The 24,011-nt window shown below is 61.8% G+C and carries 26 protein-coding genes; 7 read left to right on the forward strand and 19 right to left on the reverse strand.

All coding sequences use genetic code 11. From position 1 onward, the window contains the following. Positions 1–49: 49 nt before the first annotated feature. From YP76_RS20450 to YP76_RS20490, 9 genes are all read right to left on the reverse strand, one after another. Positions 50–1,051, reverse strand: a complete 1,002-nt coding sequence (locus YP76_RS20450) for a ferredoxin--NADP reductase (protein ID WP_046765453.1) — start codon at positions 1,049–1,051, stop codon at positions 50–52. Between the two features lie 12 nt (positions 1,052–1,063). After that, entirely contained in the window at positions 1,064–1,702 is a 639-nt protein-coding gene (locus tag YP76_RS20455; RefSeq protein WP_052757526.1) for an aromatic-ring-hydroxylating dioxygenase subunit beta, read from the reverse strand. Further along, positions 1,699–3,033: an aromatic ring-hydroxylating oxygenase subunit alpha gene (locus YP76_RS20460; protein WP_046765454.1), complete on the reverse strand. Its 1,335-nt coding sequence runs from the start codon at positions 3,031–3,033 to the stop codon at positions 1,699–1,701. Before YP76_RS20460 ends, YP76_RS20455 begins: the two co-directional genes overlap by 4 nt. Positions 3,034–3,067: 34 nt before the next feature. Further along, a complete protein-coding gene (locus YP76_RS20465; protein ID WP_046765455.1) occupies positions 3,068–3,829 on the reverse strand; it encodes a type 1 glutamine amidotransferase in 762 nt (253 codons plus the stop codon). 10 nt (positions 3,830–3,839) lie between these two features. Next, a complete protein-coding gene (locus YP76_RS20470; RefSeq protein ID WP_046765456.1) occupies positions 3,840–5,309 on the reverse strand; it encodes a glutamine synthetase family protein in 1,470 nt (489 codons plus the stop codon). 125 nt (positions 5,310–5,434) lie between these two features. Beyond that, a complete protein-coding gene (locus YP76_RS20475; protein WP_052757528.1) occupies positions 5,435–6,232 on the reverse strand; it encodes a dioxygenase family protein in 798 nt (265 codons plus the stop codon). Positions 6,233–6,315: 83 nt separating this feature from the next. Continuing rightward, entirely contained in the window at positions 6,316–7,446 is a 1,131-nt protein-coding gene (locus tag YP76_RS20480; protein ID WP_046765457.1) for a muconate/chloromuconate family cycloisomerase, read from the reverse strand. 2 nt (positions 7,447–7,448) lie between these two features. Further along, positions 7,449–8,387: a cyclase family protein gene (locus YP76_RS20485; RefSeq protein WP_198147562.1), complete on the reverse strand. Its 939-nt coding sequence runs from the start codon at positions 8,385–8,387 to the stop codon at positions 7,449–7,451. 452 nt (positions 8,388–8,839) lie between these two features. Then, a complete protein-coding gene (locus YP76_RS20490; protein WP_232307666.1) occupies positions 8,840–9,442 on the reverse strand; it encodes an NADPH-dependent FMN reductase in 603 nt (200 codons plus the stop codon). 451 nt (positions 9,443–9,893) lie between these two features. Here YP76_RS20490 and YP76_RS20495 point away from each other — a divergent pair, with 451 nt between their 5' ends. From YP76_RS20495 to YP76_RS20505, 3 genes are all read left to right on the forward strand, one after another. After that, complete coding sequence (locus YP76_RS20495) at positions 9,894–10,634, forward strand: oxygen-binding di-iron domain-containing protein (RefSeq protein WP_046765460.1); 741 nt, start codon at positions 9,894–9,896, stop codon at positions 10,632–10,634. An 82-nt stretch (positions 10,635–10,716) separates the two neighbouring features. Then, complete coding sequence (locus YP76_RS20500) at positions 10,717–11,583, forward strand: alpha/beta hydrolase (RefSeq protein WP_046765558.1); 867 nt, start codon at positions 10,717–10,719, stop codon at positions 11,581–11,583. Between the two features lie 50 nt (positions 11,584–11,633). Continuing rightward, entirely contained in the window at positions 11,634–13,034 is a 1,401-nt protein-coding gene (locus tag YP76_RS20505) for a pyridoxal phosphate-dependent decarboxylase family protein (RefSeq protein ID WP_046765461.1), read from the forward strand. Positions 13,035–13,079: 45 nt separating this feature from the next. Here the strand turns inward: YP76_RS20505 and YP76_RS20510 are convergent, their stop codons facing one another. From YP76_RS20510 to YP76_RS20525, 4 genes are all read right to left on the reverse strand, one after another. Beyond that, positions 13,080–14,255, reverse strand: a complete 1,176-nt coding sequence (locus tag YP76_RS20510) for a benzoate/H(+) symporter BenE family transporter (RefSeq protein ID WP_046765559.1) — start codon at positions 14,253–14,255, stop codon at positions 13,080–13,082. 74 nt (positions 14,256–14,329) lie between these two features. Next, positions 14,330–14,677: a RidA family protein gene (locus YP76_RS20515; protein WP_046765462.1), complete on the reverse strand. Its 348-nt coding sequence runs from the start codon at positions 14,675–14,677 to the stop codon at positions 14,330–14,332. Between the two features lie 28 nt (positions 14,678–14,705). Next, the gene (locus tag YP76_RS20520) at positions 14,706–15,467 is read right to left on the reverse strand and encodes an alpha/beta fold hydrolase (RefSeq protein WP_198147564.1); all 762 of its coding nucleotides are present in this window, start codon (positions 15,465–15,467) and stop codon (positions 14,706–14,708) included. Between the two features lie 124 nt (positions 15,468–15,591). Next, positions 15,592–16,611 (reverse strand): nitrilase-related carbon-nitrogen hydrolase, encoded by a 1,020-nt coding sequence (locus YP76_RS20525; RefSeq protein WP_046765464.1) that lies wholly within the window; start codon positions 16,609–16,611, stop codon positions 15,592–15,594. Between the two features lie 233 nt (positions 16,612–16,844). Here YP76_RS20525 and YP76_RS20530 point away from each other — a divergent pair, with 233 nt between their 5' ends. Further along, positions 16,845–17,777 carry a LysR family transcriptional regulator gene (locus YP76_RS20530; RefSeq protein ID WP_046765465.1) on the forward strand — a complete coding sequence of 311 codons (933 nt, stop codon included), beginning with the start codon at positions 16,845–16,847 and terminating at the stop codon, positions 17,775–17,777. Between the two features lie 34 nt (positions 17,778–17,811). On the opposite strand, the gene YP76_RS20535 is transcribed toward YP76_RS20530, so the two are convergent. From YP76_RS20535 to YP76_RS20560, 6 genes are read right to left on the reverse strand one after another with little or no spacing between them, the layout of a single operon-like run. Continuing rightward, positions 17,812–18,627: a metallophosphoesterase family protein gene (locus YP76_RS20535; RefSeq protein WP_157035844.1), complete on the reverse strand. Its 816-nt coding sequence runs from the start codon at positions 18,625–18,627 to the stop codon at positions 17,812–17,814. 49 nt (positions 18,628–18,676) lie between these two features. Continuing rightward, complete coding sequence (locus YP76_RS20540) at positions 18,677–19,138, reverse strand: hypothetical protein (RefSeq protein WP_046765467.1); 462 nt, start codon at positions 19,136–19,138, stop codon at positions 18,677–18,679. A 14-nt stretch (positions 19,139–19,152) separates the two neighbouring features. Beyond that, positions 19,153–20,364: an NO-inducible flavohemoprotein gene (gene hmpA / locus YP76_RS20545; protein WP_046765468.1), complete on the reverse strand. Its 1,212-nt coding sequence runs from the start codon at positions 20,362–20,364 to the stop codon at positions 19,153–19,155. Between the two features lie 35 nt (positions 20,365–20,399). After that, positions 20,400–20,672, reverse strand: coding sequence for a DUF1971 domain-containing protein (locus YP76_RS20550; RefSeq protein ID WP_046765469.1), 273 nt, complete (start codon positions 20,670–20,672; stop codon positions 20,400–20,402). Between the two features lies 1 nt (position 20,673). Beyond that, the gene (locus tag YP76_RS20555) at positions 20,674–21,360 is read right to left on the reverse strand and encodes an alternative oxidase (RefSeq protein ID WP_046765470.1); all 687 of its coding nucleotides are present in this window, start codon (positions 21,358–21,360) and stop codon (positions 20,674–20,676) included. Continuing rightward, a complete protein-coding gene (locus YP76_RS20560; protein WP_046765471.1) occupies positions 21,357–21,791 on the reverse strand; it encodes a group III truncated hemoglobin in 435 nt (144 codons plus the stop codon). The genes YP76_RS20555 and YP76_RS20560 overlap by 4 nt, the downstream gene beginning before the upstream one ends. A 110-nt stretch (positions 21,792–21,901) precedes the next feature. Here YP76_RS20560 and YP76_RS20565 point away from each other — a divergent pair, with 110 nt between their 5' ends. The 3 genes from YP76_RS20565 (at position 21,902) to YP76_RS20575 (ending at position 23,933) form a co-directional block, all read left to right on the forward strand. Continuing rightward, a complete protein-coding gene (locus tag YP76_RS20565; protein WP_046765472.1) occupies positions 21,902–22,360 on the forward strand; it encodes an Rrf2 family transcriptional regulator in 459 nt (152 codons plus the stop codon). 135 nt (positions 22,361–22,495) lie between these two features. Further along, complete coding sequence (locus YP76_RS20570; RefSeq protein WP_046765473.1) at positions 22,496–23,005, forward strand: RNA polymerase sigma factor; 510 nt, start codon at positions 22,496–22,498, stop codon at positions 23,003–23,005. Next, positions 22,992–23,933, forward strand: a complete 942-nt coding sequence (locus YP76_RS20575; protein WP_046765474.1) for a FecR family protein — start codon at positions 22,992–22,994, stop codon at positions 23,931–23,933. Before YP76_RS20570 ends, YP76_RS20575 begins: the two co-directional genes overlap by 14 nt. Positions 23,934–24,011: the final 78 nt, after the last annotated feature.

Genomic DNA, 24,011 nt, shown 5'->3' on the forward strand with positions numbered 1-24,011 from the left:
TCGAAATCGCTAGGCAACTCTCCGGTTCACTCAATGTAAGATGTGCTGCTCATGAGAAGCTGACGGTCAATTCATCGCTCGTGGGACGGCTCGAGCACGCGAGGATCCAGCCGTCAGCCACGTCGTCTTCGTCGAGGACGGAATTCTCGGTCATCTCAACGGCGCCAGAGACGATCCGGCACATGCAGGACGCGCATTCCCCTACCTTGCAGGAATGCGGAACATGGAGACCCGCGGCGAGCATGGCGGACAGAAGCGGCTGGCCTGGCTTGACATCGACCGCGTGGACTTCGCCCTTCAACCGCACCGTCAACTTGGCCGAAAGCCCGGTGGTATCGTCGTCGACCTGATCCTCCGCGGCATAGCTCTCCTGATGAAGAAGCTCTTCCGGATGGCCATTCGCGATCAGCGCCGATCGGGCGCCGCGCATGAACGGTTCCGGCCCGCACAGATACACGTCGGCCTGCTCGAGCCTGTCCGTTTCAGCATGGAAGTCGAGCTCGGTCGGCAATCCGTCTTCGCTGTCGAACCAGTAGCGGATCTCAAGGCGCCCGTCCGCCTGGCTTTCAAGATCCCTGAGGGCGTCTGCCAGCATCAGCGTGGCCCGATCGCGATTGGCGTAGAACAGCCGGACACGCGGCGCACCCTCGGACAAAGCTTGGCGCGCGAGGGAGAAGATCGGTGCAATACCGCTGCCGCCTGCCAGGAGCAGCACCGGAGTCCCCGGCCGTACAAGCGTGAACCGTCCTGCTGGCGGAAGGACACGCAGCTGTCCTCCCGCCTTAGCGTGATCGCAGAGCCAGTTGGAAACCCTGCCCCCCGCGACCCGGCGGACGAGTACGCTGATCGACTGTCTGTCCTCGGCTGGACTGGTGATCGAGTAGCACCGCCAATGTTCCTCGCCGCCAAGCTCCGCGGCGACGGTGAGATATTGTCCGGGACGGAACTCGAGCTCCGGCCGAGTGCCATCCTGGCGTGTCAGGCTGATCTGAACCGCGTCCGAGCCCTGGGTCGATACCTCCGAGATAGTGAGGGTGCGAGCAAGCTTCATCGTTTGCGGCCTTCAGAGGAAGAACGAGTTGTTGCCCTGGGGGCGGTCGCAATCGATCAGGTTGATCTGTTTGAGCACCACCCTCAGGCCATCGTCCGTCCTGCGGATGACGAACCCGTTCCAACCGGCCAGAACGCGATTGAAGCCGTTACGGAATTCGCTGAGCGCGAAATTGCACCGCACGCGCCATTCGTCACTCCGACCTTCCGACGCCCAGATCTCGACCCCGCTCAGGACACGCGAGGTGCGCGAGGCGGGGTATTGCGAGTAGGCAAGTCCGGTCTCGAGCCGTGCGGCACGGTCGAGCAGGCGTCGCAGGTCGTGGAATTCGAGCGTCACGGTCTTGCGCGGGTCCGGCGCCGGCCACTCGGAGGGAATCCAATAGGCGCATTCATCGTGGTAAAGGTCGAGCCAGGTCGAGAATGCCTTCTGGTCGAGCAGCCGCGCCTCTGCTGCCAGGAGCTGCTCAATCTCGCCTTGGATATCCGCCGATACCACCTCCCCGCGGAACTTGGACGCGTCGAGGTCGAGCGACACGTCGACGAGCCAGTCGTAAAAGGCGTCGGTGACGTAGAGCGACGGGGGATCATATTTGTACACGGTGGCACCTGCGTCCGTGCTGCCTTGGGCGGCCTGTTTCGCGAGGGTCATCGGGCTTCCTTTTCCTTGCTGACGCGCAGAATCGGATGCGCCTTCATCAGGCGCTTCCACTGGGCGTAATAGTTCCTCATGTGCAGTTCGGAGGTGACGGGAGCGGTGACGATGCCGTCCTCGCCGTCGATGTCTTTGTCCGTCTCGAAATGACGGCTGATATCGACCCATTCGTCTTCGGGGTTGAAGGTCAGGCCGCGCTGGCACTCCTCGAAATTGTCCGCATCGTCCATCTCGCCGAGGATCGGGAAATCCTCCTGGGTGCGCAGGCGGATGGCGTTGAGCTGCTCGTCGCCGTCGCGGCGGCGGGTCGCGTTGAACAGCACATAGGTCTGATCGACCCGGACCGGCTGCAGAACCTGGATCTGGTTGCCGATGAAGAGCAGGTTCGGGAAAATGCAGAGGTTCATGCCCGCACCGACGGCGCTTTCCAGCACCGCCTTCGCCTCATTGGCGCCGACCGTCTGGGTGACATGTGCCTCGAACGGCTCGCGGCCGGGCTGGGGACGTTGCTGGTCCCAGGCGCTGGTCGCATACATTTCCGGTCGCTGGTCGACGATGGAATGACCATTGTCGAGCGCATGCAGCGGCATGTTCGACCGGTCGGCATCGGCGAAATAGGTCATGTCGCCGCCGCCGTACCGCTCCTTGGTCATCACCAGCAGCGACTGGTGAGAGAAGGGCACATGATAGCCGTCGCCGGCATTGTCGTAGACCATCTTCCAGTTGCAGTTGACCTTGAAGCGCTGCGCGCCCGAGACGACGAGATTTTCCCACCCGCCCTGATGGTCGAGCCATTGGTCGATGAAGCTGGCGGCGTTGCCGAGGTGTTCGACGATCGTCACCGCGTTCGGATTGAGGGTGGCGAAGACCAGGCCCTTGTAGATCGCGACCTGGGCGGGCCGCGCCAGGTTCATCCCGCGCGACTTGAACGTGGGTCCATAGGCATTCTTGCCGGGAATCCCGAACAGGGTGCCGCGCGCGTCATAGCGCCAGCCATGATAGGGGCAGGTGAAGCTCGTCGCGTTGCCGCGGAATTCCCGGCAAATGACAGCGCCGCGGTGCGAGCACCGGTTGGAGAGGACGTTGATCTCGCGATCCTCGCCGCGGGTGACGAAAACCTCCCGCGTTCCGATCCACGCCTGGCGGTAGTCCCCGACATTGGGAAGTTCGCTCTCGTGCAACAGATAGACCCAGGTACCGGCGAAGATATTATCCATCTCGCGGGCAAAGATCTCGGGCTCCACATAGACGCTGCGATGCACCCGATCGTCCTGGACAAGGCGATCGAATTCGCTGTCCTCTCGGGTGAGGTTGGTAACGGTGCTCATAAAATTCTCCGTCGATGCCGGGATGGCCGGTCGCTCAGCTCGTGCCGAGCGACGCGAGCCGGGTTTCTGTTGCGGGCGATTGCGAGAGTGTTCCGTCGGCGAGCAGACGGCGTGCCAGCGAGATCAGGGGGACCGAGTGGAGAGGCTGACGCGCTTGGCGCTCGATCGCCTCCCATGACGCATCGTCGAAGAGCGGACGATGGACCGGCATGAACCCGTTCTGGAGTCCGTGATTGTCGACCTCGGGATGACCCTGGATACCAAGGATCCGATCCGCGACCAGAAAGACCTCGTTCTCGATCGTCGACGATGACGCAAGGCGTGTGCTTCCCTTCGGAAGCTTGAGGACACATTCGCCGTGGCTCTGGACGATCACCGGCGCAGAAGAGGTTTCCGGCCAGTGCTCAGAGCCGCCAGCCAAGGACCAGCTCAACCGATCGACGCCGAGCTTGAAGATCCCGCTCGGATTCTTGCCGACCTGGCCGCCGAGCGCGGCTGCGATGGCCTGTGATCCGAAACATACGCCGACGATGGGAGCCACGGAGCTGTCGTGTACGTTCCGGATCAAGCCAAGAACGTTGTCGACGAAGGCTGTGCCTGCATCATCGACGACGGACTTGAGGCTGCCGCTGATCACATATCCGTCGTGGTCCGCGGCCCGGGCGAGGAAGTCCTCATCGGAAGGGACGAGGACATTCCACTGATCTCCTGGACCTCCGAACGCGTCGAAGAACCGCTGCTTCATCGGCTCGGCCTTCGGTACTGGCGAACACCAGATCAACGCATACCGTTTCATTGCTTTACTCTCACAATAGTTCGAAATATTCGCGATGCTCCCAGGCGGTGACGCCGTGGGAATAGGTCTCGGTCTCGTCTTCGGCGGCTGCGAAACGGCCCCATTCATGGCGACGAAGTGCCAGCCAATATTCCGCGAAGATTTCGCCGAAGGCCTCTTTGTAGAGCTGCGATTGCTCGAACGCATCGAGCGCCGCCGACAGGTTCGTCGGCAGGACCTCGACATCGGCCGAGTAGGGATTCTCCTGCATCGCGCCGGGATCGAGCTTGCGGCTGATCCCGTCGAGGCCGGCGTGGATCTGCGAGGCGAGATAGAGATAGGGATTGGCCGCCGGCTCACCGACGCGGTTCTCGATCCGGCTGGCGGAATCGCCGGGATTCGTGATCACGCGGAGCATGGCGGCGCGGTTATCCACCGCCCAGCTCAGACGATCGGGTGCCAGCGAATTGGGGCGTCGGCGCCTATAGCCGTTGATCGTCGGTGTCGTGAAACTGGACGCTGCCTTGGCGTGCGCGAGGATCCCGCCAGCCCAGGCCTTGCCGATCTCGGAAATGGCCTGGCCTTCCTCCGGGATAAACAGATTTTCGCCTTTCGCCTTGTCGGCGAGCGACTGGTGGAGATGCCAGCCTGAGGGAAAGAGGTCCGGAATGCCCGGCCAGCACATGAAGCTCGCGAGGTAACCGTGACGGCGCGCGATCTGCTTCACGGCATTGCGGAACAGGATCATGGTGTCGGCGAACTCGATCCCCGACATCACATCGAAAGTGATCTCATATTGGCTGGGCGCGAATTCATTCTCGACGGAGCGGAGCGGCAAACCGAGCTTGAGCAGGTTCCGCCGGATTTCGGAGAGAATCCCGTCAGCCTCGTCGAACTGGCTTTCGAGAAGCAGGGAATATCCCTTGCCGATGACGCGAACGACTGGCGGCGTGGACTGAACGCCTATGCCGCCCAGCGTGCCGGGCTCGAGCGACGGATCGACGATCCGGGTGAGGTAGAATTCGACTTCCAGGCCGGCGTTCAGCGTGTATCCCGCATCGGCGAGCTTGGCGACCGCGGCCCTCAGGAAGTTGCGTGGACACAGCGGGAAGGGCCTTCCGTCGCGCAGGTAGAGATCGGACAGCAGCCAACCCGTCTTCTCGGCCCAGGGCAGGATCTTGAAGGTCGTGGGGTCGGGCACGGTCACCATATTGGCGACGCCGTCGAGATCGGTCCCCGTGAAGATGTTCTTGCCAAATGGATTTTGGAAGAAGGAGGCGCCGGTGTCGACCAGGAAGGGCGCAACCGTGCACTCCGAGCCGGAGGCGAAAGCCGAGCGCAGCGCGTCGACGGAGAGCCCCTTGCTGCGTACCAGGCCATATTGGTCGGCCCATGCCAGGCGAATGATTTCGATGCCTTCTGCTTCGATCCGCTTCAGCACGTCTTCCGCCGCGGCCTTTTGCTCCTCGGACCACAGCTTGTGTTTCGCGATAAATTTCAAATTACCTCTCCTAGTCAGAAAGACGCGGGCTTCTCGTTATGCTTCGGTCGTATCCGAACTGAGCCATCGCCTCGGCAGCACCCGGCACATGAGATCATTTCACGTGCCGGCCATGGGCATCGTGATCAGCCCGCCTGGAGCGGACGAAGGACGAAGTCGTACTGACCCTCGTAGAAGGGAGCGTTCAGCCCGCGCTTCTCGATGTCCTTCGCACCTTCATGGTGTGTCAGCTTGATGATCAGATTGTCGCGAACCGCGCTGGCGAGATCGTTGTCGATATACTCGCCGCCTTCGAAATAGAGCTGCGAGATCAGATCCTCATATCCGGGCTGGCGCAGCATCACGTGCATGTGCGCCGGACGGAAATAATGACGCCCGAGCGCGTTCACCAGGCGGCCGGTGGGACCGTTCTTGGGAATTTCATAGGGCGGAGGCAGTATCGTCCGGACCTCGTAGGAACCATCCTTCTCGGACCGGATGCGCCCGCGCAGATTCCAGTCGGGGATTCCAGGATGGATGTTGGAATATTCTCCGTTCGCGTCCGCGTGCCAGAAGTCGAGCTCGACATTGCCGAGCGGCTCGCCTTCTATATTGGTGATGCGGCCGCGGAAGAACATCACGATGCCCGGCTCATCCTTTCGCTGGGGGAGGACATAGGGCGCGCTGAGCACCGGTGCGCCAGGAAGATAGAAGGGACCCTCGATTCCTTCGGGGCTGCCAGCGCGATCCTCGTTGCTGATATCGGTGGCCCGCGCCTCGAGAAAGATATCGGGCATCAGAGTTTCCTCGCCGCCCTTGATGCTGTCGACGAGATACTTCGTCGCCACGCGATACTCGTCATGGTTGATCTTGTGTTTGGCCATGAAGTCGAGAACCGTTTTCTCCAGATCCTCCACGACTTCCTTCACGCGCTGGTTAATCATTGATGCTCTCCTAGAAAATATTATTACGGCTTTCGCTGGCGCCGGTTCGACAACTCAGGAACCGGTGCTTGCGACCATTCGATTCACTCGTTCGCCTTCCTTGCGAGGAACGCCACGCGATCTTCGTCGAGGGAAAAGCCCAGGCCCGGTCCGCTCGGTACGATCAGCTCGCCATCGACAAGCTTGAACGGTTCGCTCGCGATGTCCTCGACGATCCGGAGCGGCCCGAACAATTCCGAACCGAGCCGCAGCTCGTCGATCGTCGCGTAGAGGTGCGCGGAGGCGATCGTCCCCAGTGAGGTTTCGAGCATCGTCCCGCCATAGATGCCAAGCCCCGATGCCGCGGCAATCGCCGCGATGGCCTGCGTAGCCGTTGGTCCGCCATCGCGGTTCGGCTTGAGGCCGAACGAAGTCGCTGCCCGCTTCGCGGCAATGCGAAACGCGCTGTCGGGACCGGTCAAGGCTTCGTCGGCGATGATCTCGATCCCGTATCGCTGGCTGAGACGCGCGGCGGCATCGATATCGCCGGCAGGCAAGGGTTGCTCGATCCCTTCCAGGCCGGCTTCCTGCAGCCTGGGCAGATAGCGGTTGGCAGCAACCTCGTCCCAACCCTGGTTCACGTCGGCAATGACCGCCGCCCGGCCTCGAAACGCTTCGATAATCCGGATCGAGCGCGCGACATCTTCGTTAGACGAGGATCTGCGGATCTTGAGCTTGAACCTGCGATGTCCCTGCTCGGCGTAAGCGCGCTCTCCCTCCTCGATATCGCCTTCGGCCGAACCGGTGGACAGCGTCCAGGCAACCGGGATGGTGCTGCGCACCGCGCCACCAAGAATCTCCGATGCAGAGCGGCCCGAACGCCGACCGATCAAATCGAGCGCGGCCGTTTCCACCGCATTGCGAGCCGCAGCATTGCCTCGGACGAACCTGGTCAGGTTTTGGCTGAGGGCGCCGATGCCTTGCACCTTGGTACCGAGCAGCAGCGGCTTGAGATAGGCTTCGATCGTCGCCTGGACCGCCTCAGCGCTTTCGCCGCCCCAGAATGGGCCTCCGAGCACCGTCGCTTCGCCGAGTCCCTCGAGGCCGTCCTGATCGCGCATTCGAACAAGGATTACGTTGATCGACCTTACGACGCCGAACGACATCGTGATCGGCTGCTTGAGGTCGATGTCCAGGCGGGTCGTGTCGATCCGCTCGATCTTCAGATGGGTCATGTCTACACCGTCGCAACAGGAGTGGTCGGTGAACCGATCGCACCGGGCAACCGAAGCGGCGGCGCCGTCAGCAGGAACCGCGAACGGTGGTGCTCGCGCAGCCAGTTGGCGAGCGGCGTCAGATGCCACAACTCGCCGAGATGAATGCCAAGCTTGAACAGACAGAGTTCGTGCAGCGGTACCGCGGAATGTTCCGGCGCGTCACACGCTCCCGCAGGGTGGGCTTCAACCGCATAATTGTCCGCCACCAGGACGCTGAGGCCACTCGACGAAATCCAATCGAGCAGGCGATCATCCCGCCCGTCGAGAACGCAGCAGGAATGCTCGAGCTTATGGGGATCGGGCTCGCCACCCATTTCGATCAGCATCTCGGCGAAGCCCGTGTGGAGGCACACCATGTCGCCCGGCTCCACCGAGACGCCATCGCTGGCCATCACGGCTTCCAGATCGTCCAAGCCGACCAGACGGTGCTCCCGGCCGAAATGAGCGTGGAGGTCGATCATCACGCCTCGACCCTGAACCCCGGTTTCCGCCATCTTCTCGATGCCCAGTGCACGAGCATGAGATTCAGGGACCGTCACGTACGGACTCGCTTCGCCGACCGGAGCCTCGACATCTATCCCGGCGCGATAGCCGTTATAGTAAAGCGGCTCGGGCAGGCCATCGCCATCGGCATCGAAAAGCTGGCCGACATGGGCCAAACCGTCCCATTGGGTTGAATATTGCGTGTAGAGCAAAACCGCGTCGTCGCTCATGACGTCGGTGAGCTGCGGCGAGTCCTGTCTCAGCGCATAATTAACGTTGAACCGGCCGTTTCGGATCGTCGGTCGCAAGACGGGCGGATGACGACGCGCGTTCAACACGTTCCCGCCAGGAAGATCCAGCGGCAGGCTGAGGCAGAAGGATTGGCCGACCTTCACCTCGGCGATACCCTCCAGCACCTTGGCCGGCGTCAGGAGGTTCAGCCTTCCCCTCTGATCGTTGGGGCCGAAATCACCCCAGTTGGACCCCTCCGGACGCTTGATCCAGCGCGGAGAGATTGAATCAGGAGGACTTGATTGTTCAGATGTCATCGAGAAAGCACTCACATCATCACCAAGAGGGTTGATGGATGACTAGACTCAGATTTCCCTGCGCGAAATGAAACGCTGCGCCGGAAATGCAGCTTGCAAATGTCGAATGACGACCTATCGATCGTTGCATCGGTAAATCCTCTCTCGTGCATGTGTATATACATGCAGCGTTCTTCTTTTTTATCTTGCCGCGACGGTGATTCAGTGGATCATATCGCGGGCTATCTGTATGCATACATAAGTCATACTTCGTTTAATTGAACGACAATCTAACTGCGAAATTACGAAATTCGTTCGCGCATTTGCGACCTTTCACGAAATCAAATCGCGAGCTTCATCCGCGCGAATTCGAACACCTGATCGCCGACCAGCGTCAGTTGCCTTGCTGCGGAGACATCGAGGCATTCGCCGTCTTTGAAGGGTTGGTCGGACGTGTTGATCGCTGCTCCCAGCGGCGTCGGAAATCCGCGCAGGGCGTGAACGATCGACCGTAGGGTCACGAGCGTACCGCCGGTCGCCTGCCAGCCATAGGCTGTCGCGATCAGTCCGACCGGAACACCGTCCAGATAGATCCTGTCGTCCTTCGAGGTGTCTTCGAAATATTCGAGCGCGTTCTTGACGATGGCGGAGATCGTGCCGTGATATCCTGGGCTGGCGATGATCAGCCCATCCGCCCTTCGGAAATCTGCCACCAATTCGCGGGCGAGCGCAGACGATTTGCTGCCGGGCGTGAGATAGTGCGGCAGAGAGGCGATCGCGTTCCCGCCATGCAGCTTTGTCCTGGCTCCGCGTCTCTCGGCAGCGCGCAACGCCAAGGACAGCGCCTGTTCGGTCGACGATGTCGGAGCAGCTGAACCTCCCAGCCCAATGATGAAGGGCATCTTGTCGGTCTCAGTCTCGCTCCTCGCGGCCATTGCTGACATGCGCTCCTCCCCGATATGAGGGTCCTCGTGCCAGCTGCTAGGTCCCCGGCGCGATTTTGACTTGTGTCAATGACACTACATCAGTTCGGGGTTGAAATGGACCAGAGATAGACAAAATCTCTCGCAATTTTGCGAAACAGTTTCGCGAAAATGTCCTTGTCTATATTCCCAGAATTGCGAAGCTCGATCTCATCTAATCTGGATTACCATTAGTCTCCGAAAGGTGGGCCGGGATACTTGTGATTCACAGCATATCGTGCAGATTATCTGCGCGATATGCTGTGTTGCGAAAATAAATCTGAGACAAGCAAGGCCTTGTTGGAACGGCGAAATAGAACCCATCTTCGCCCGGATTGTCGCGACATCGGCGACCATGAGACCTGCGGCGAGAAGGACCACCGGGAGCAGCGAAGCATGAAGAGGCGCTCCCAGGCACCAAGGAGAGGACGGCATGGCTTCAGTTACCGAGATCGCACCGGACGTCTTCCGGATCACTACCTTCAATCCGACGACCAGGCTCTCCTACAGTCATTTCGTCATTCGCGACGATGAGCCTGTTCTCTATCATGCCGGCCTGCGCAGCTGCTTCGCCGAGCTTAGCGAGGCAGCGGCCAGTGTCGTCGATGTCCAGAAGATCCGCCATATCGGCTTCAGCCATTTCGAGTCCGACGAATGCGGCGCGCTCAACGACTGGCTCGAAGCGGCGCCGGATGCGGTGGCCTTCACCGGGCCGCTGTGCGCCGCGACCAGCCTCAACGATTTCGCCATTCGGTCGCCGGCCGTTCTCGGCAAGGATGCGACTCTGGAAACCGGGACCAAGCGCTTCCGGCTGATACCCACTCCGCATTTGCCGCACGGCTGGGATTCGGCGATGCTTTTCGAAGAAAGCGATCGAACGCTGTTCGTCTCCGATCTGTTCACCGATTCGGGTGACCCGGCGCCTGTCATCGACAGCGGACTCGCCGATCGGGCGCACCAGTTCCTGCTGCGCGCCGAGCAAAGCCTCTTCGCCCATTCGACAAACTTCAATCCGAGCAGCCGAGGTCAGCTCGAAGCGCTTGCCGAACTGGGGCCAAAGACACTGGCCGTGATGCATGGAAGCAGCTTCTCTGGTGAGGGTTCGCAAGAATTGCTGCAACTGGCGAGCGCGATGGAGGACGTCTTCAAGAAGCAGGCGGTCATCGATGGCTGACGGGAAGTGACAAGGAAATTCTAGCTGAACCAATAATCTCGCAGAGGAAGAAAATTCCCGCGAACCAGGAGAGGAGATGAAGATGACGGGCATTTATGGCGGCTATGCGACACAAACCGAACTCGATGATCAATACGACGTCGAGAGGGTGGTGCCAAACATCGAGAAATATCTGACCTATTATGTCGATGGCAGCGCAGCCTCCCGGGAAGCGCTGAAGCCACAGATGCGGCTATCCTACGGCCCGACTGTCGCGGAGTCGCTCAACCTGTTCCCGGCCCAGAAACCTGGCAAGCGACCAATATTCCTCTTCTTTCACGGTGGCTGGTGGCGCTCCAACCCGGCGGACCTGTTCGACGTCATAGCCATGGGGCCGGCCGCCGCTGGTTTCGTGGTCGCCAACGTCAACTACGCCCTGTGCCCCACGGTCACCATCACCGAGATCGTCCGCCAGGCGAGGGCAGCCGTTGCCTGGATCGCTCGAAACGCCGATCGTTTCGACGGCGACCCGGATCAAATCTTCGTGGGCGGTCATTCGGCGGGCGGGCATATCACCGGAATGCTGCTCCTGACCGATTGGGTCGGGGACTATGGGCTCGCGCCCGACGTCGTCAAAGGAGGCCTATCGATCTCGGGTCTTTTTGACATGGCGCCATTCGCCCATAGCTGGCTCCAGCCTGCGCTCCGCCTGAGCGGTCAGGAAATCCTGAACATCAGTCCGATCCGGATCGTAAGGGAATGCGCCACACCGCTGATCGCAGCCTGGGGCGGCGCGGAAACGACGGCCTTCGGCATCCAGTCCAACGACTTCCTCAAGGCGTGGGCAGCGAAGGGAAACAAGGGGGCCCCACTGGAGATACCGGGCAAGAATCACTTCGATGTCCTGGATGGCTTTGAGACGGCCGATGGAACATTGACGAAGGCGCTGCTCTCACTAGCGTCGACCTGAAGGAACGTGCAGATCGGGTCGCCTCTGGCGACCCGAATCACTTGGAATCAATGGAGTATGTGTTGGATCAGTTGAATGGCTCTGCGGCCACCTCCGATAGCGACGAAATCCACCTGTTGCGGGATGCCGACGAACGGGCGCGTGCCTATACAGCGACCATCGCCGGCCGTCGCGCCTGGCCGGCACGGGAGGCGTTGGGCGTGCTTTCCGCTTTCAAGGAGGATTTCCCACAGAGCGGGATGACGGCGGAGGACACGCTGAGGCTTCTCGACGAGGTCGGCTCACCCGCGACATCGGCGAGCACAGGCCCGAACTATTTCGGTTATGTGATAGGCGGCGTGCTCCCGGCTGCTGCCGCTGCCGAGCGGATGGTGCTCGCCTGGGATCAGCGCGCGTCAACGTTCGACAGCTCTCCGGTTTCCGATGCGATCGAGACCCAGGCGGCGCGCTGGATATTGGAAGCACTCGATCTTCCTCGAACCGCCGGTGTCGGTTTCGGCACAAGCGCCACTGCGTGCACCATCGCCTGTCTCGCGGCTGCACGCCGATCGGTGCTCGCGCGGGCCGGCTGGAACTGGGATCGCCACGGCGCCAAGGGCGCACCTGACGTGAAAGTAATGCTGCCGGAGACTGCACATGTGGCTGTCATCAAGGCGCTTCGAATCCTGGGTTTCGGCCTCGACAATCTCATCCGGCTGCCGGTCGACGATGCGGGGCGAGCGATCGTCGAGCAGGTGCCTGATGCAGATGATCTGACCATCCTCTGCCTCCAGGCAGGCGAGGTGAACACCGGCAGCTTCGATCATTTCGCCAAACTCATCCCGATGGCGCAGGCTCGGGGGGCGTGGGTGCATGTGGATGGAGCGTTCGGGCTATGGGCGCGGGCGTCGTCCTCGCGAGCGCTGTGCGACGGCGTGGAGGAAGCGGACAGCTGGACGGCGGATGGCCACAAGTGGTTGAACACGCCCTATGATGGCGCTTTCGCCATCTGCCGCGAGGCCAGCGACATGGCGACGGCCATGTCCTCCGAGGCGGTCTACGCGCCGGCGTCTGCTTCCGCACAGCAGAATCTGACCCTTGAATTCTCGCGGCGTGCCCGCGGCATCCCGATTTGGGCGGCATTGCGGACGCTCGGCCGCGATGGCCTTCGTGAACTTGTCGATCGCAACATCTCCCAAGCCCAGCATGTCGCGCAGAGGCTCCGCGCCGAAGGCTATGAGATACTGAACGAGGTGGTCCTGAACCAGGTGCTGGTGCGCGCGGGCGATGACGACTGCACCCAGCATATCTGCCGCGCCGCTCAGGAGTCCGGCGTTGCCTGGTTCGGCATGACCCGCTGGGAGGGACGTCCGGCGTTCAGGCTCAGTTTCTCGAGTTGGCGTACGAGCCAGGAGAATCTCAATCGGCTCGTGGAACTCCTCGTCGGCCTGTTCCGCGACACGAAAGTTTAAAGCTCGATCTGGACGCCTGCGGCGGCTTTGCCGCCGCAGGCTGGGTCACGCTTTGGCATCGCGCCGCAATATAGCCTTGGCGGCCAAGGCCGCGAAACCGCACACCAATCCCCAAAAAGCGGATCCAAGCCCGAACAGCGCTAGGCCCGACCCGGTGGCGAGGAAGGTGACGACAGCGGCATCACGTTCATCCTTCGCCGCTAGTGCGGTTTCAAGTGCGCCGACCAAGGCAGGAATCAGAGCGACCCCGGTCAGAGCCGCGATGACGTCGTGCGGAAGTGCGAGGAAGAAACGGACGAGCAGCGGGGCGAACAAAGCCAGGACGAGATAGCAACCGCCATATAGAACGCCGACCGTCCATCGGCGCGAACGATCGGGATGTGCTTCCTCGCTCGTACAGATCGCCGCCGTGATCGCTGCGAGGTTGATGGAATAGGCGCCGAATGGAGCGCCCACAAGCGAGGCGAGTCCGGTCGCGACCAGCAGGAGCCCTAGTTTCGGTCGGAAGCCAGCTGTTCGCAATACCACCAGCCCTGGAAGGTTCTGCGATACGAGCGTAACCAGGAACAATGGAATGGCGATGCCGATGGTCGCCCGAATATCGAAATGGGGGATGGTAGGCGACAATGTTCCGAAAGTGGCTCCGGCGGGCAAAGGCGCGATGTCGCCTCGGACCGCAGGGAGAAGGGCGCCCGCTATCAGGACGAGCAGCAGCGCATAGAGAGGAATCCGCTGGCGCGCGGCAAGATAGACGACGACGATGACCGTCACCAGCAGAGGGTCGGTTCCGCCAATCTTGAACAGCCGCAGGCAGAAGGGGAGCAGCACACCGGCCAGCATGGCGGATGCAACCGATGCCGGAATGCGTTCCGCCATCCTGCCAAGTGCGGGCACCGTCCCGAGACAGACCATCAGCAAGCCGCTGACCAGGAAGGCGCCGATCGCGACCGACCAGTGCTGACCGGACGATGTTGCCGCGAGTAACGCGGCGCCTGGTGTCGACCACGCCAGCACGATCGGCATCCGCAGCCGGATGGAAAGCGCCGCGCCGACGATCGCAATTCCTAGACAAATCGCAGTGACCGCGGAGCCGGTCTGCTCGACCGATGCTCCTAACGTCCGCATCGCCTGTACGACCAGCGCGATGCTGGCACCGAAGCCAATCAGTGCGGCGATGATTGCGGAAGACCAGGCGTGGAACGGAGGAAGCGACCTGAACATGCGGTCCCCAAACGTCGTCGGCGCCGCTCTCGAAGTGGCGTCGACGACTGCGCCCGTGCTGTGCTGAAGGTTGCTCAACGAAGAGCTGCTGTGACGATGACCTCGATCTTCCAGTCAGCGCGCGCAAGACACGCTTGCGCTGTCGCGCGTGCTGGGGTGGGAGCCTCGCCGATCCACGCCTCCCAGATCCGGTTCATCGTGTCATAATCCGCGATATCGGCGAGCCAGATCGTTGCCTGCAGAAGCCGCGAGCGATCCGTCCCTGCCTCGGCGAGCAGTTCATCGATCTGCGCAAGGACTGCCTGTGTCTGGGTGGCCACATCCTCTCCAGGAGCGCCTATCTGTCCTGCCAGATAGACGACACCGTTATGGATGACGGCTTGGCTCATGCGTCGCCCCGGCTTCAGGCGCCTGATGTCCATGGGATGGTCTCCTCGGTTGGTATGTTTGCTATGCGCCGGTGTCGCGGCGCTCCCCGGAAAGAAAGTGTCTGAGCAGTGCGTTGAATGCGGCTGGATCCTCAAGATAGGGGAGATGGCCGCAATCCGGCAGTCGTGCTATCGAGGAATTGGTGAGAAGCCGATGCATCTCGTCCACGCAATAGGGAGGCACGAAGTCGTCCTTCTCGCCGCGCACGAGCAATACCGGACAACGGATCCCAGCCAGTTCCGGGCGCTGATCGTAGTCGATCAGCTCCTGGAACCGCGCGCGGATATGGTGCGGATCGATGCTGTCGAGCGATTTCAGGAATCCCCGGACGATCGTGGGATGTCCGCTCACACTCATCGCGGAGAGGAGCCGTTTCGCCCAGGCTTGTTCTCCGGCTGGCCCTATGAGCACATCGTACAGCGCGAGCCTGGCCTGCCGGTCGGCTGGCGTCAGATGGACAAACGCATTGACGACGGCGATACGCTCAACGCGCTCCGGCTGGCGGGCGGCGAACATGAGGCCCGCTCTCGCGCCTTTTGAGAGACCGCATAGCGATAATTGCGTCACGCCGAGATGATCGCAAATGCCTTCGATCGATTCCCAATATCGCGTGAAAGGCACGTCACGGCCTTGTGAACGACCATGACCTGGCAGGTCCAGCGCAACGACCTGATGAGTCCGCGCGAAGGCCGCCCGTTGGAGCACCCAATTCTCGGCATTGCCGCCAAGTCCATGTAGGAACAGCAGTACCGGACCACTACCCTCGATCGTGTAGGAGAGCATGCGTCCGTCATGCGTAAAACTGTTGCGCATGGTCAGCTCGCCTCCACGGCCATGCCTGTTGCGCTATCACGAGGCGCGCGCACCACGCCTGGGGGGACGGCATGGTGCGCGCGAACCCGCATGATCAGGCGTCGGCCTGGGCGGGAGTGGCACTGGTTGCGTCTGCGGCGCCCAGCTTGAGCGCCTTGGTGATCTGCTCAGGCGTAAGATCCTGCGCGGATACGGCCGCCGAGGTCGCGGGATTGGTCATCAGCAGGCGCAGCAACTCGGGACGCGAGAAATGGCCTACCGAGTCCATCACGCGCTTGCGATTGAGATTGAGGTCGAGGTCGAGGTCGGCGATCAGAATGCCCTCGCCGGACGTCAGCGGCGGTACGACATGCCGGCCCTCGGGATCGATGATCGCGGTGATGCTGCCACCGCGGATCATGTCCGCAGCGCCATGTTCGCCCGAAATCTTCACGATCTGCTCTTCGGTCAGCCACCCTGTCGCATTGACGACGAAGCATCCGCTCTCCAGTGCGTGGTTGCGGATCTGCACCTCGGTCTGGTCGGCGAAGGTCGGGCCGAACAGCGCGCCTGGGAACATCGACACATGGATGTCCTCGTGCTGGGCCATCAGCGCATAGCGTGCGAGCGGATTGTAATGCTCCCAGCAGATCAGACCGCCGACCCGGCCGACCGCGGTGTCGACCACCTTCAACGTCGATCCGTCTCCCACACCCCAGATCATGCGCTCGTGATAGGCTGGCGAGAGTTTGCGATGCTTGAGCTGCAGGGTCCCATCCGCGTCGAAGATCAGCAGGCTGTTGTAGATCGTCCCATGATCGCGCTCGTTGATACCGATCGAGATAACGATGTGGTGACGCCGCGCCGCCGCTGAGAGGGCCTCGGTCACGGGGCCTGGTGCCACGACCGCGTTCTTGTAGAGGCGCATATGCTCATTGGCGATCAGGGCCGGGCCGTGGACGATCGAGAAATACGGGTACCAGGGCAGGAAGGTCTCCGGGAACACGATGATCTCGGCTCCCTTCGAGGCGGCGTCCGTGATCGCTGCGAGCACGCGGTCGAGCGTGCCGGTCGCCGTGTCGAGATCGGGGGCGATCTGAACGGCTGCCGCGCGGACGGTACGAGAATCTGTCATAGATGGGCCTTTCCTTGCGAACGGGGCGTGCGGGATCAGGTGATCTCGCGAAACCTTCAGCCGATCTGGCGAGGGCAGTTAGTCGCGAAGGGACAGCATGCGATCATCTGCTCGCAGCCTGTCCTATCCCGCTATTCCCGCCGATGTCCTCGGGTTCGCATTGGAATTTGATGTATTTCAGTGAAATCGAGAATATATGGTCTGATGAAATGATTCTTCCGGAATTCTGAATAATGGACACGCTGCGCGCCATGCAGGTCATTGTCGCCATCGCGGAACACGGGAGTTTCTCGGCGGCTGGTCGACAGCTCGGCCTATCAGCCCCAGCGATCACCAGGATCGTCTCTGAACTGGAGGCGCGGCTGAACGTCAAGCTTATCTCGCGCACGACCCGCAGCGTCCGTCTTACGGAGGCAGGAACCCGTTATGTCGAAGATTCTCGCCGGATCCTGGCGGCGGTTGATGATGCGGGTGACGCGGCACGAGGCATCCACGGTGAATTGCAGGGACGCGTCAATGTCACGGCATCGATCCTGTTCGGCCGGCTTTTCGTGTCGGACCTGCTGGTCGAATTCCTGCGCCGACATCCGGGGATGGAGATCGCGACGCTCTATGTCGATCGCGTCGTCCAGCTCGCCGAGGAGAACCAGGATATAGCTGTTCGTATCGGTCAGCTGGCGGACTCGAGCCTCCGCGCCATCCGTATCGGCACGATGCGTCGCATTGTCTGCGGAGCGCCGTCCTATCTGGAGACGCGGGGTATTCCCCAGCGTCCTGAGGACCTCGACGATCATGAGACGATCGGAATCACGGCGCTTGGCGCCGGGCTGAACTGGCAGTTCGGGCGAGAGGGTGAAGCCTTCACCAGGCGCGTACATCCCCGGCTCTTCGTGAATTCGCACGAGAGCGGGATTGCCGCGGCCGAGGCTGGCTTCGGCTTGACGCAGGCCTGTTCCGATCAGGTTGCGCACCAGCTCCGCGCCGGCGCCCTGAGAGCCGTGCTGACGGAGTTCGAGCCTCCGGCCCTCCCGGTCCACGTCCTTCACCGAGAAGGGGATCGCACCTCGGCGCGCGTCCGTGGCCTGGTGGATCACCTCGTCTCCGGGTTGCGGGTTCAGCTTGATGCGCTCTCGCGCCACGAGTCTTCCCTATCGGAAGCAGCCTAATGACCAAAGCCCTGCGCTCGTGGAGCGCAATGGCTCAACCGGTCTGGATGACCCGCTGTGCCCCTCCCTCAAGAACAAGGCAGGTCAGGCGACCAGACTGATAAGCGCCGGTATCGATACCGATGCGGTTCGTTCGAAATACGGGCTCCTCGGTGATGACGTGTCCATGCACCACCTTGAAGCCCCAGTCTTCTTCGCTGCTCAGAAAAGGCTCCCGGATCCACATGAGATCTCGCTCCATCTGGTCGGAGACAGCCCTCTCGGGGTTCAATCCCGCGTGGACCAGGAAATAGCCTTGCCAGTGGATGCCAAGATCGAGGGAAGTGAGAAAATCACGATGGGTATCCGGCAGCACGCCGTCGAGGCGGTCACGCAGGTTGGTCCAGTCACTGTCGCCAGGCTCCACGGACACAGCAATGCCATAGCTCTCCAAAGCCTCCCGACCGCCAAACTTCAGCCAAGACGGACCATTCGTCGCTGGTGCATCGAGGAAATCCAGCATGCGATCTTCATGGTTGCCCTTGAGAAAGACGCGCTTCGCGCCATCGCGCGAAAGGATGCAAAGCCTGTCGATGACCTGGGCTGAGTGAGGCCCGCGATCAATATAGTCCCCAAGATAACAAATGAGGGGCTCGTCGGTACATGAAGCAGCGATATCGGCGGCGATCATGCCCTCGATTGCATCAAGCAAATCAAGACGGCCATGAATGTCCCCGACCGCATAGACCCTCGACGCCTCCCATCGCGCCAGATGCATGACATCCATGTGCTCACCTCTTTCCTGCGCCGCCCTGTATCGCACCGCGGCGGGGACGCGAACGATTTTGATTGCGTTCGCGTCACTGCTCACGACCGGTCGCGTTTCTATCTAGTCAACACGTTGCCGAACTAGGGGGCGGTCAGAATAGCCCATGACTCCCTGCGACGGCGCCAAGCACTGTGATGAGCGACAGCATCAGAAGGACGCGGTGCATTCCCTCCATCCGCGCAAAATCCGCCGGTTTGTCCGAGGTCGCCATGCGTCGATGCAGGAACAAGGGCTCGATGATGAACAGCATCGCGGCGAATACCGCCCAGATACCGACCATGGCATGCATCCACCAGAAATGGGGATCGATAAACCGATCCCACAGTCCGGCGCGATAAACCATCCAGAAACCGCTGGCGCCAGCGAGGAGTACCCAGAAGCGCGCCTGTCCGGCGAAGCGGTCCTCGATGCGATGAAATGCAGCGAGCCTGTCCTTGGGCTCGTGATGCTCCCGGATGGACGGCATCACCACGCAGGTCACGAACGCGACTCCGCCGATCCACATGAGGATCGCCACGACGTGCAGCGCGCGGGCAATGACGATGTCGTCCATCCTCGCCTCTGCGATCAGGCCGCGAGCAGTTCGTCGGCCGGCCCGAAGAACTCATAGTGGATGCGATCGGAAGGCACGCCGGCAAGAGACAATGCCGACACCGCTGCCCGGAGGAACGGTCGCGGTCCGCAGATATAATAATCGGCCTCCGTGACCGGCGTGTTGGCAATCAGCCAATCGTCAGTGATGAGCCCTGCCAGGTCATAGTCCCTGCCGGCCTGTTCGTCCGCCAGCGGCGTCTGATGGAAGTCGGTCACCTTGATCGAAGGCCTATGCTTGGCAAGCCCGCGCACATGATCGCGCATTGCATGGGTGTCGCGATCGTGGGTGCCATGGATATAATGGGCGGCGACCCCGGGGTGCCGCTCGGCAACCGTCTCTAGCATCGCGACCATCGGCGTAAGGCCGACGCCTCCCGACAGCAGCACGACCGGCCGCTGGGGAAGTTCGGCGAGGAAGAACTCGCCCGCCGGGGGCGAGACCTTCAGGATCGTGCCGGGCTTCGCATGGTCGTGCAGCCAGCCAGAGGCGAGGCCGTGTGGTTCGCGCTTGACGGAGATGCGATAGGTTTCGCCGTTCGCCGCATTCGAGATGGAATAGTTGCGCTTGGCGGGCGCGTGCCCCGGAATATCGAACCAGAAGGTCAGATACTGCCCCGGCTTGTGACGAATGACCGCGCCGCCGTCGACCGGGCGCAGGATGAACGAACTGATCACGCTGCTCTCTCTGATCACGTCCTCGACGCGGAAGTCGCGCCAGCCGTTCCAGCCCCCCTCGGCCGCCTTCTGTTCGTCATAGACGCGGGCTTCGCGTGCCATCAGCACCTTGGCGAGGAACCAATAGGCCTCACCCCAGGCGCCGAGGATCTCGTCCGTCGCGGCATCGCCCAGCACCGCCTTGATCGCGCTGAGCAACGCTTCGCCAACATGGGGATAATGTTCGGGCAGGATCTGAAGCCCGACATGCTTCTGCGCGATCCGTTCGACGGCAGGTGCGAGCGCGGCGAGATTGTCGATATTGCTGGCATAAGCGAGGATCGCCGCCGTCAGCGCCCGGGGCTGGGCACCGGCGGCGTCCTGATGCGACTGGTTGAACAGGTCGCGAATCTCCGGATTCTGGAACATGCGCGAATACATCTCGCGGACAATCTCGAGGCCGCTGGCTTCGAGCGCGGGAACGGTGGCTTTCACGAGCGCGATCGTGCGCTCGTTGATGGTCTGCGACATCAACATCTCCTGTTACGAGGTTTGAATGGAAGAGGTCAGCCCGCGGGCGGCTGATCGTAGAAATCGACCCGCATCTTCATCGGCCCGAGCGGCGTCACGAAATGCGGCTGTTCGGGCAGCAGCAGGCCAGGTGCCTCAGGCGTCAGCTCGATCTCGGACGGCGGATTGAGATAGGTCAGCCGCACATGCCCCTCGATCACCCGAACCATGCCCCATACACCTGCCTTGGTGTTGTGCTGGCCGCGCAGAGCGGCCGGCAGCGTGTCCTCATCGAAGATCGGGGTGGATCGATAGGGCTGGGTGGCCATGTCAGGCCGCCTGCCGGATATCGTCCGCGTGCGCGGGGTAGGGGGCGAGGGCGGTGACACTCTCGACGCCGGCCAGTTCGCTCGCGAAACCGTGGTTCACGTCGCGGTGATGCGCTTCGTCGGCGCGCACCACCAGCACCACGTCGCGCAGGGTGGCGTCGGCAGGCAGCTTCCAATAATGCCGCGCGATTGCCGGCGCCGGCACGTTCGGGCTCCGCCCCTCGTCGATTTCCTTGAGATAATGCGTGTAGCTGATCACCGCCTCTTCCTCGAAATAGCCGACGATGCGGTGGGCCGTCCGAGGGCTGACCAGATAGAGCGCGAAGAAGGCGAGGTAGAACACCCACTGGACGCCGAGGACGACCAGCCGCTCGAACAGGGTGGGCTTGGCGATCTCGATAAAGGTCATGAGGTGCATACGCTCATTCTCCGCTTCCTCCATGAGGGTGCGGATCCAGCCCTTGTCGTCGCACATGCGGCGCAGGCACTTGAGATGGTTGATCGTGGCGCCAACCATGCCGGGCACCGCGGCGACCGTCTCCAGCACGATGGCGCGATGGCCATAGCGTTTGGCAAAGAAAGTGTCGGCGCACCAGCGCAACACCTTGGTGAAGCCCAGCGCGATATGATCGCGGAAATCTCGCGGTTTGTGATGCACGGTGAGATCGACGAGCGGGATGTCGGTCATGGCAGGACACTCCTGTGGAGATGGTCCGTCGCTGGGGCGGGCCGGGAAATCGGCCGGGAATCCAGCCGGAAAAACAAGGCGAGCTGGAGGCTCTCTGCGATGCGCGCGGCCTTGGCCTGCAGCGCGACCGCGGCGTCCGGGGCCATCAATTCGTCAGTGGTCTCGGCCCATATCGCCAGCCAGCGTTCGAACAGCGCGGGTGTTAGACGATGCTGGTGCTTCCTGTGGGCGGGTAGGGGCTGCCCCTTGTAACGGCCGCTGGTCAGCATCACCGACGACCAGAAAGCAGCGAGCTTGTTGAGATGTTCGGGCCAATCGCCGATCGCATCATTGAAGATCGGGCCAAGCGCGGCGTCGGCGCGAACACGCTCGTAGAAGGCCTCGATCAGCCTTTCCAGCCCTGCTTCGTCGATCCCTGAGACGCCGTCCACGACTCACGCTCCAATCATGTATCTGGGATGCATCTATCCCTTGGCTCTGAAACATGCAATGAGAATACCTAATTAAACGCGAGCCGATTTCCGGCCTGGCTGGAGCACGCATGAAGCTGACGCTGTTCACGGATTATTCGATGCGCGTGCTGCTCCATCTGGCGGCGCGCCCCGAACGCCTGTGTTCGATCGCGGAGGTCGCTCGGGCTTATGACATCTCGCAGAATCACCTGATGAAGGTCGTCAATGAGTTGGCGCGCTCGGGCTATGTCGAGACCGTGCGCGGACGCTTTGGGGGCATCCGACTCGGTAAGGCTCCTGAAGAGATCAATATCGGCGCGCTGGTCCGCCACACCGAGGACGGCTTCGACCTGGTCGATTGCGGGAGCTGCGTGATCGCGCCGGCCTGTGGACTGACCGGTGTCCTGAAAGAGGCGCTATCCGCATTTCTCGGCGTGCTGGATCGTTATACGCTGGCGGACCTGATGACCAAGCGTGAGGATCTCGGACGTTTGCTGGCGCAGATGAGTTCCTCTTCGATAACCGCCACGCCTCCACCGCCCCTCTAGATCACGCCGCTCTTGGTTCACTGGCTGGATCACTCCGAATTATCCATGTAACCAGCGCGTAACCTTGAGCGTCGAAACCGCCGCATCGTTGGGGCCCGATTCTGCTGGCTGCCCGCGACGGGAGCTTTCGGCGCCATGAAGGAGCTGACGCACGACGCCATAGAAGATCTCTACCGGTCGGAGAGCCGCCGGCTGGTTCGCGCCCTGCGCCATCGCTACGCGCAGGGCGAGGCCGAGGATCTCGCCCAGGAAGGTTTCCTTCGACTCCTTCGCTACTGCAAGGGCAGAGTCGTCACGAACGCGAAAGCGCTTCTCTACACCGCAGCCTTCAACCTGGCGCGTAACCGGCGATGGCGTCCTTTTGCTTTCGCATCGCTCGACAGCGTCGGCGCGGACCCGATCCCAGACTGGCGTAATCACGCGCAGGAAGCAGAGGCGCGGGACGAACTGCGACACATCGCAGCGATCCTCGCGACCCTGCCACCACTCACGCGGAGCGTCTTCATCCTTCATCGGATAGATGAACTGTCCTATGCCGTGATCGCCGAACAACTCGATGTAACGATCGCCACCGTCCGGTACCATCTGACAAAAGCGATCGTACGGCTTGCAGAAGATCAGCGCGAAACCGATGCCAACCTCTAGCGCCGCGCCCGTCGAGACCCACCGGCTTGAGCAGGCGGCCGACTGGCTGTTGCGTCTCCGCGAGGATCAGGGATGCGAGACGGAGTTTCTCGCCTGGCTGGCTGCTGATGAACGCAATGCCGTGGCCTATGACGCGGTCGATGGTGCATGGTCGTCGCCGACACTCAGCCGCGCGGATGCTAAGACGCGACGTGTTCTTCTCGGCCAGGAACGCAAGCTGCCAGCGCGATCGCTGGCGCTGGGATTGGCGCTCTGCATCACCGTCGGCGGCGCGATCGGGGTTCAGAGCCAAAAGCACGACTACCGCTATGCGGCGAGCAATGGGCGCATCGAGTTCGTCCGCCTCGATGACGGCTCCTCGCTCTATCTCGACGCCCGAAGCGTCGTCCAGGTTCACTACAGCCTCTTTGGTCGGAGCATCGAGCTTCAGCACGGCTCCGCCTTTGTCGATGTCCAGCATGAATGGTGGCGCAACTTCACCGTCAGCTCGAAGGGCGTCGCGGTCCGGGCGCTCGGCACAAGGTACAGCGTCACCCAGATGGTCGATGGCCAGCGCGTCAGCGTCTATCGCGGTCGGGTCGGCGTGCGCGCTGCGCAGGGCAATCTCGAGCAATCGCTCAACGCCGGAAAAACGCTCCTGATCAACGCCGAGGGAAGGGTCGAGGAACGCGATCTGGGTACGCGCCCCTCGCCGGACTGGATGCGCGGCCGGATCGAGCTGGACGGTGACAGTCTCGAGCAGGCGATCGCCCAGTTCAATCGCTATTCGCGCGAGCCGATCGTGCTCGCCGATCCGACCTTGCGTCGCATTCCGCTGTCTGGTGGCTTCGAGGCGCATGACACCACCGCCTTCCTCAAGGCGGTCGAGGCGATCACTGGTGCCCATGTCAGACGCGAGGCGGCCGGAGGCTGGCGGATCGGGGGGTAACTGCCAAGCTCCAAGGTCCGCCACCTAGGCAGCGTGGCTGCCGTCGAAATTTATTCTGCTGCACTACAGCACAAACCG

This window comes from Sphingobium chungbukense (assembly GCF_001005725.1).
In the GTDB taxonomy this organism is placed as follows: domain Bacteria; phylum Pseudomonadota; class Alphaproteobacteria; order Sphingomonadales; family Sphingomonadaceae; genus Sphingobium; species Sphingobium chungbukense.

Excerpts from the sequence above, each read along its gene's own strand:
- YP76_RS20450 (WP_046765453.1), bottom strand. The coding sequence starts at position 1,051 with ATGAAGCTTGCTCGCACCCTCACTATCTCGGAGGTATCGACCCAGGGC.
- YP76_RS20455 (WP_052757526.1), bottom strand. The coding sequence starts at position 1,702 with ATGACCCTCGCGAAACAGGCCGCCCAAGGCAGCACGGACGCAGGTGCC.
- YP76_RS20460 (WP_046765454.1), bottom strand. The coding sequence starts at position 3,033 with ATGAGCACCGTTACCAACCTCACCCGAGAGGACAGCGAATTCGATCGC.
- YP76_RS20465 (WP_046765455.1), bottom strand. The coding sequence starts at position 3,829 with ATGAAACGGTATGCGTTGATCTGGTGTTCGCCAGTACCGAAGGCCGAG.
- YP76_RS20475 (WP_052757528.1), bottom strand. The coding sequence starts at position 6,232 with ATGATTAACCAGCGCGTGAAGGAAGTCGTGGAGGATCTGGAGAAAACG.
- YP76_RS20480 (WP_046765457.1), bottom strand. The coding sequence starts at position 7,446 with ATGACCCATCTGAAGATCGAGCGGATCGACACGACCCGCCTGGACATC.
- YP76_RS20490 (WP_232307666.1), bottom strand. The coding sequence starts at position 9,442 with ATGTCAGCAATGGCCGCGAGGAGCGAGACTGAGACCGACAAGATGCCC.
- YP76_RS20495 (WP_046765460.1), top strand. The coding sequence starts at position 9,894 with ATGGCTTCAGTTACCGAGATCGCACCGGACGTCTTCCGGATCACTACC.
- YP76_RS20500 (WP_046765558.1), top strand. The coding sequence starts at position 10,717 with ATGACGGGCATTTATGGCGGCTATGCGACACAAACCGAACTCGATGAT.
- YP76_RS20505 (WP_046765461.1), top strand. The coding sequence starts at position 11,634 with ATGGAGTATGTGTTGGATCAGTTGAATGGCTCTGCGGCCACCTCCGAT.
- YP76_RS20510 (WP_046765559.1), bottom strand. The coding sequence starts at position 14,255 with ATGTTCAGGTCGCTTCCTCCGTTCCACGCCTGGTCTTCCGCAATCATC.
- YP76_RS20515 (WP_046765462.1), bottom strand. The coding sequence starts at position 14,677 with ATGGACATCAGGCGCCTGAAGCCGGGGCGACGCATGAGCCAAGCCGTC.
- YP76_RS20520 (WP_198147564.1), bottom strand. The coding sequence starts at position 15,467 with ATGCTCTCCTACACGATCGAGGGTAGTGGTCCGGTACTGCTGTTCCTA.
- YP76_RS20525 (WP_046765464.1), bottom strand. The coding sequence starts at position 16,611 with ATGACAGATTCTCGTACCGTCCGCGCGGCAGCCGTTCAGATCGCCCCC.
- YP76_RS20530 (WP_046765465.1), top strand. The coding sequence starts at position 16,845 with ATGGACACGCTGCGCGCCATGCAGGTCATTGTCGCCATCGCGGAACAC.
- YP76_RS20540 (WP_046765467.1), bottom strand. The coding sequence starts at position 19,138 with ATGGACGACATCGTCATTGCCCGCGCGCTGCACGTCGTGGCGATCCTC.
- hmpA (WP_046765468.1), bottom strand. The coding sequence starts at position 20,364 with ATGTCGCAGACCATCAACGAGCGCACGATCGCGCTCGTGAAAGCCACC.
- YP76_RS20550 (WP_046765469.1), bottom strand. The coding sequence starts at position 20,672 with ATGGCCACCCAGCCCTATCGATCCACCCCGATCTTCGATGAGGACACG.
- YP76_RS20555 (WP_046765470.1), bottom strand. The coding sequence starts at position 21,360 with ATGACCGACATCCCGCTCGTCGATCTCACCGTGCATCACAAACCGCGA.
- YP76_RS20565 (WP_046765472.1), top strand. The coding sequence starts at position 21,902 with ATGAAGCTGACGCTGTTCACGGATTATTCGATGCGCGTGCTGCTCCAT.
- YP76_RS20570 (WP_046765473.1), top strand. The coding sequence starts at position 22,496 with ATGAAGGAGCTGACGCACGACGCCATAGAAGATCTCTACCGGTCGGAG.
- YP76_RS20575 (WP_046765474.1), top strand. The coding sequence starts at position 22,992 with ATGCCAACCTCTAGCGCCGCGCCCGTCGAGACCCACCGGCTTGAGCAG.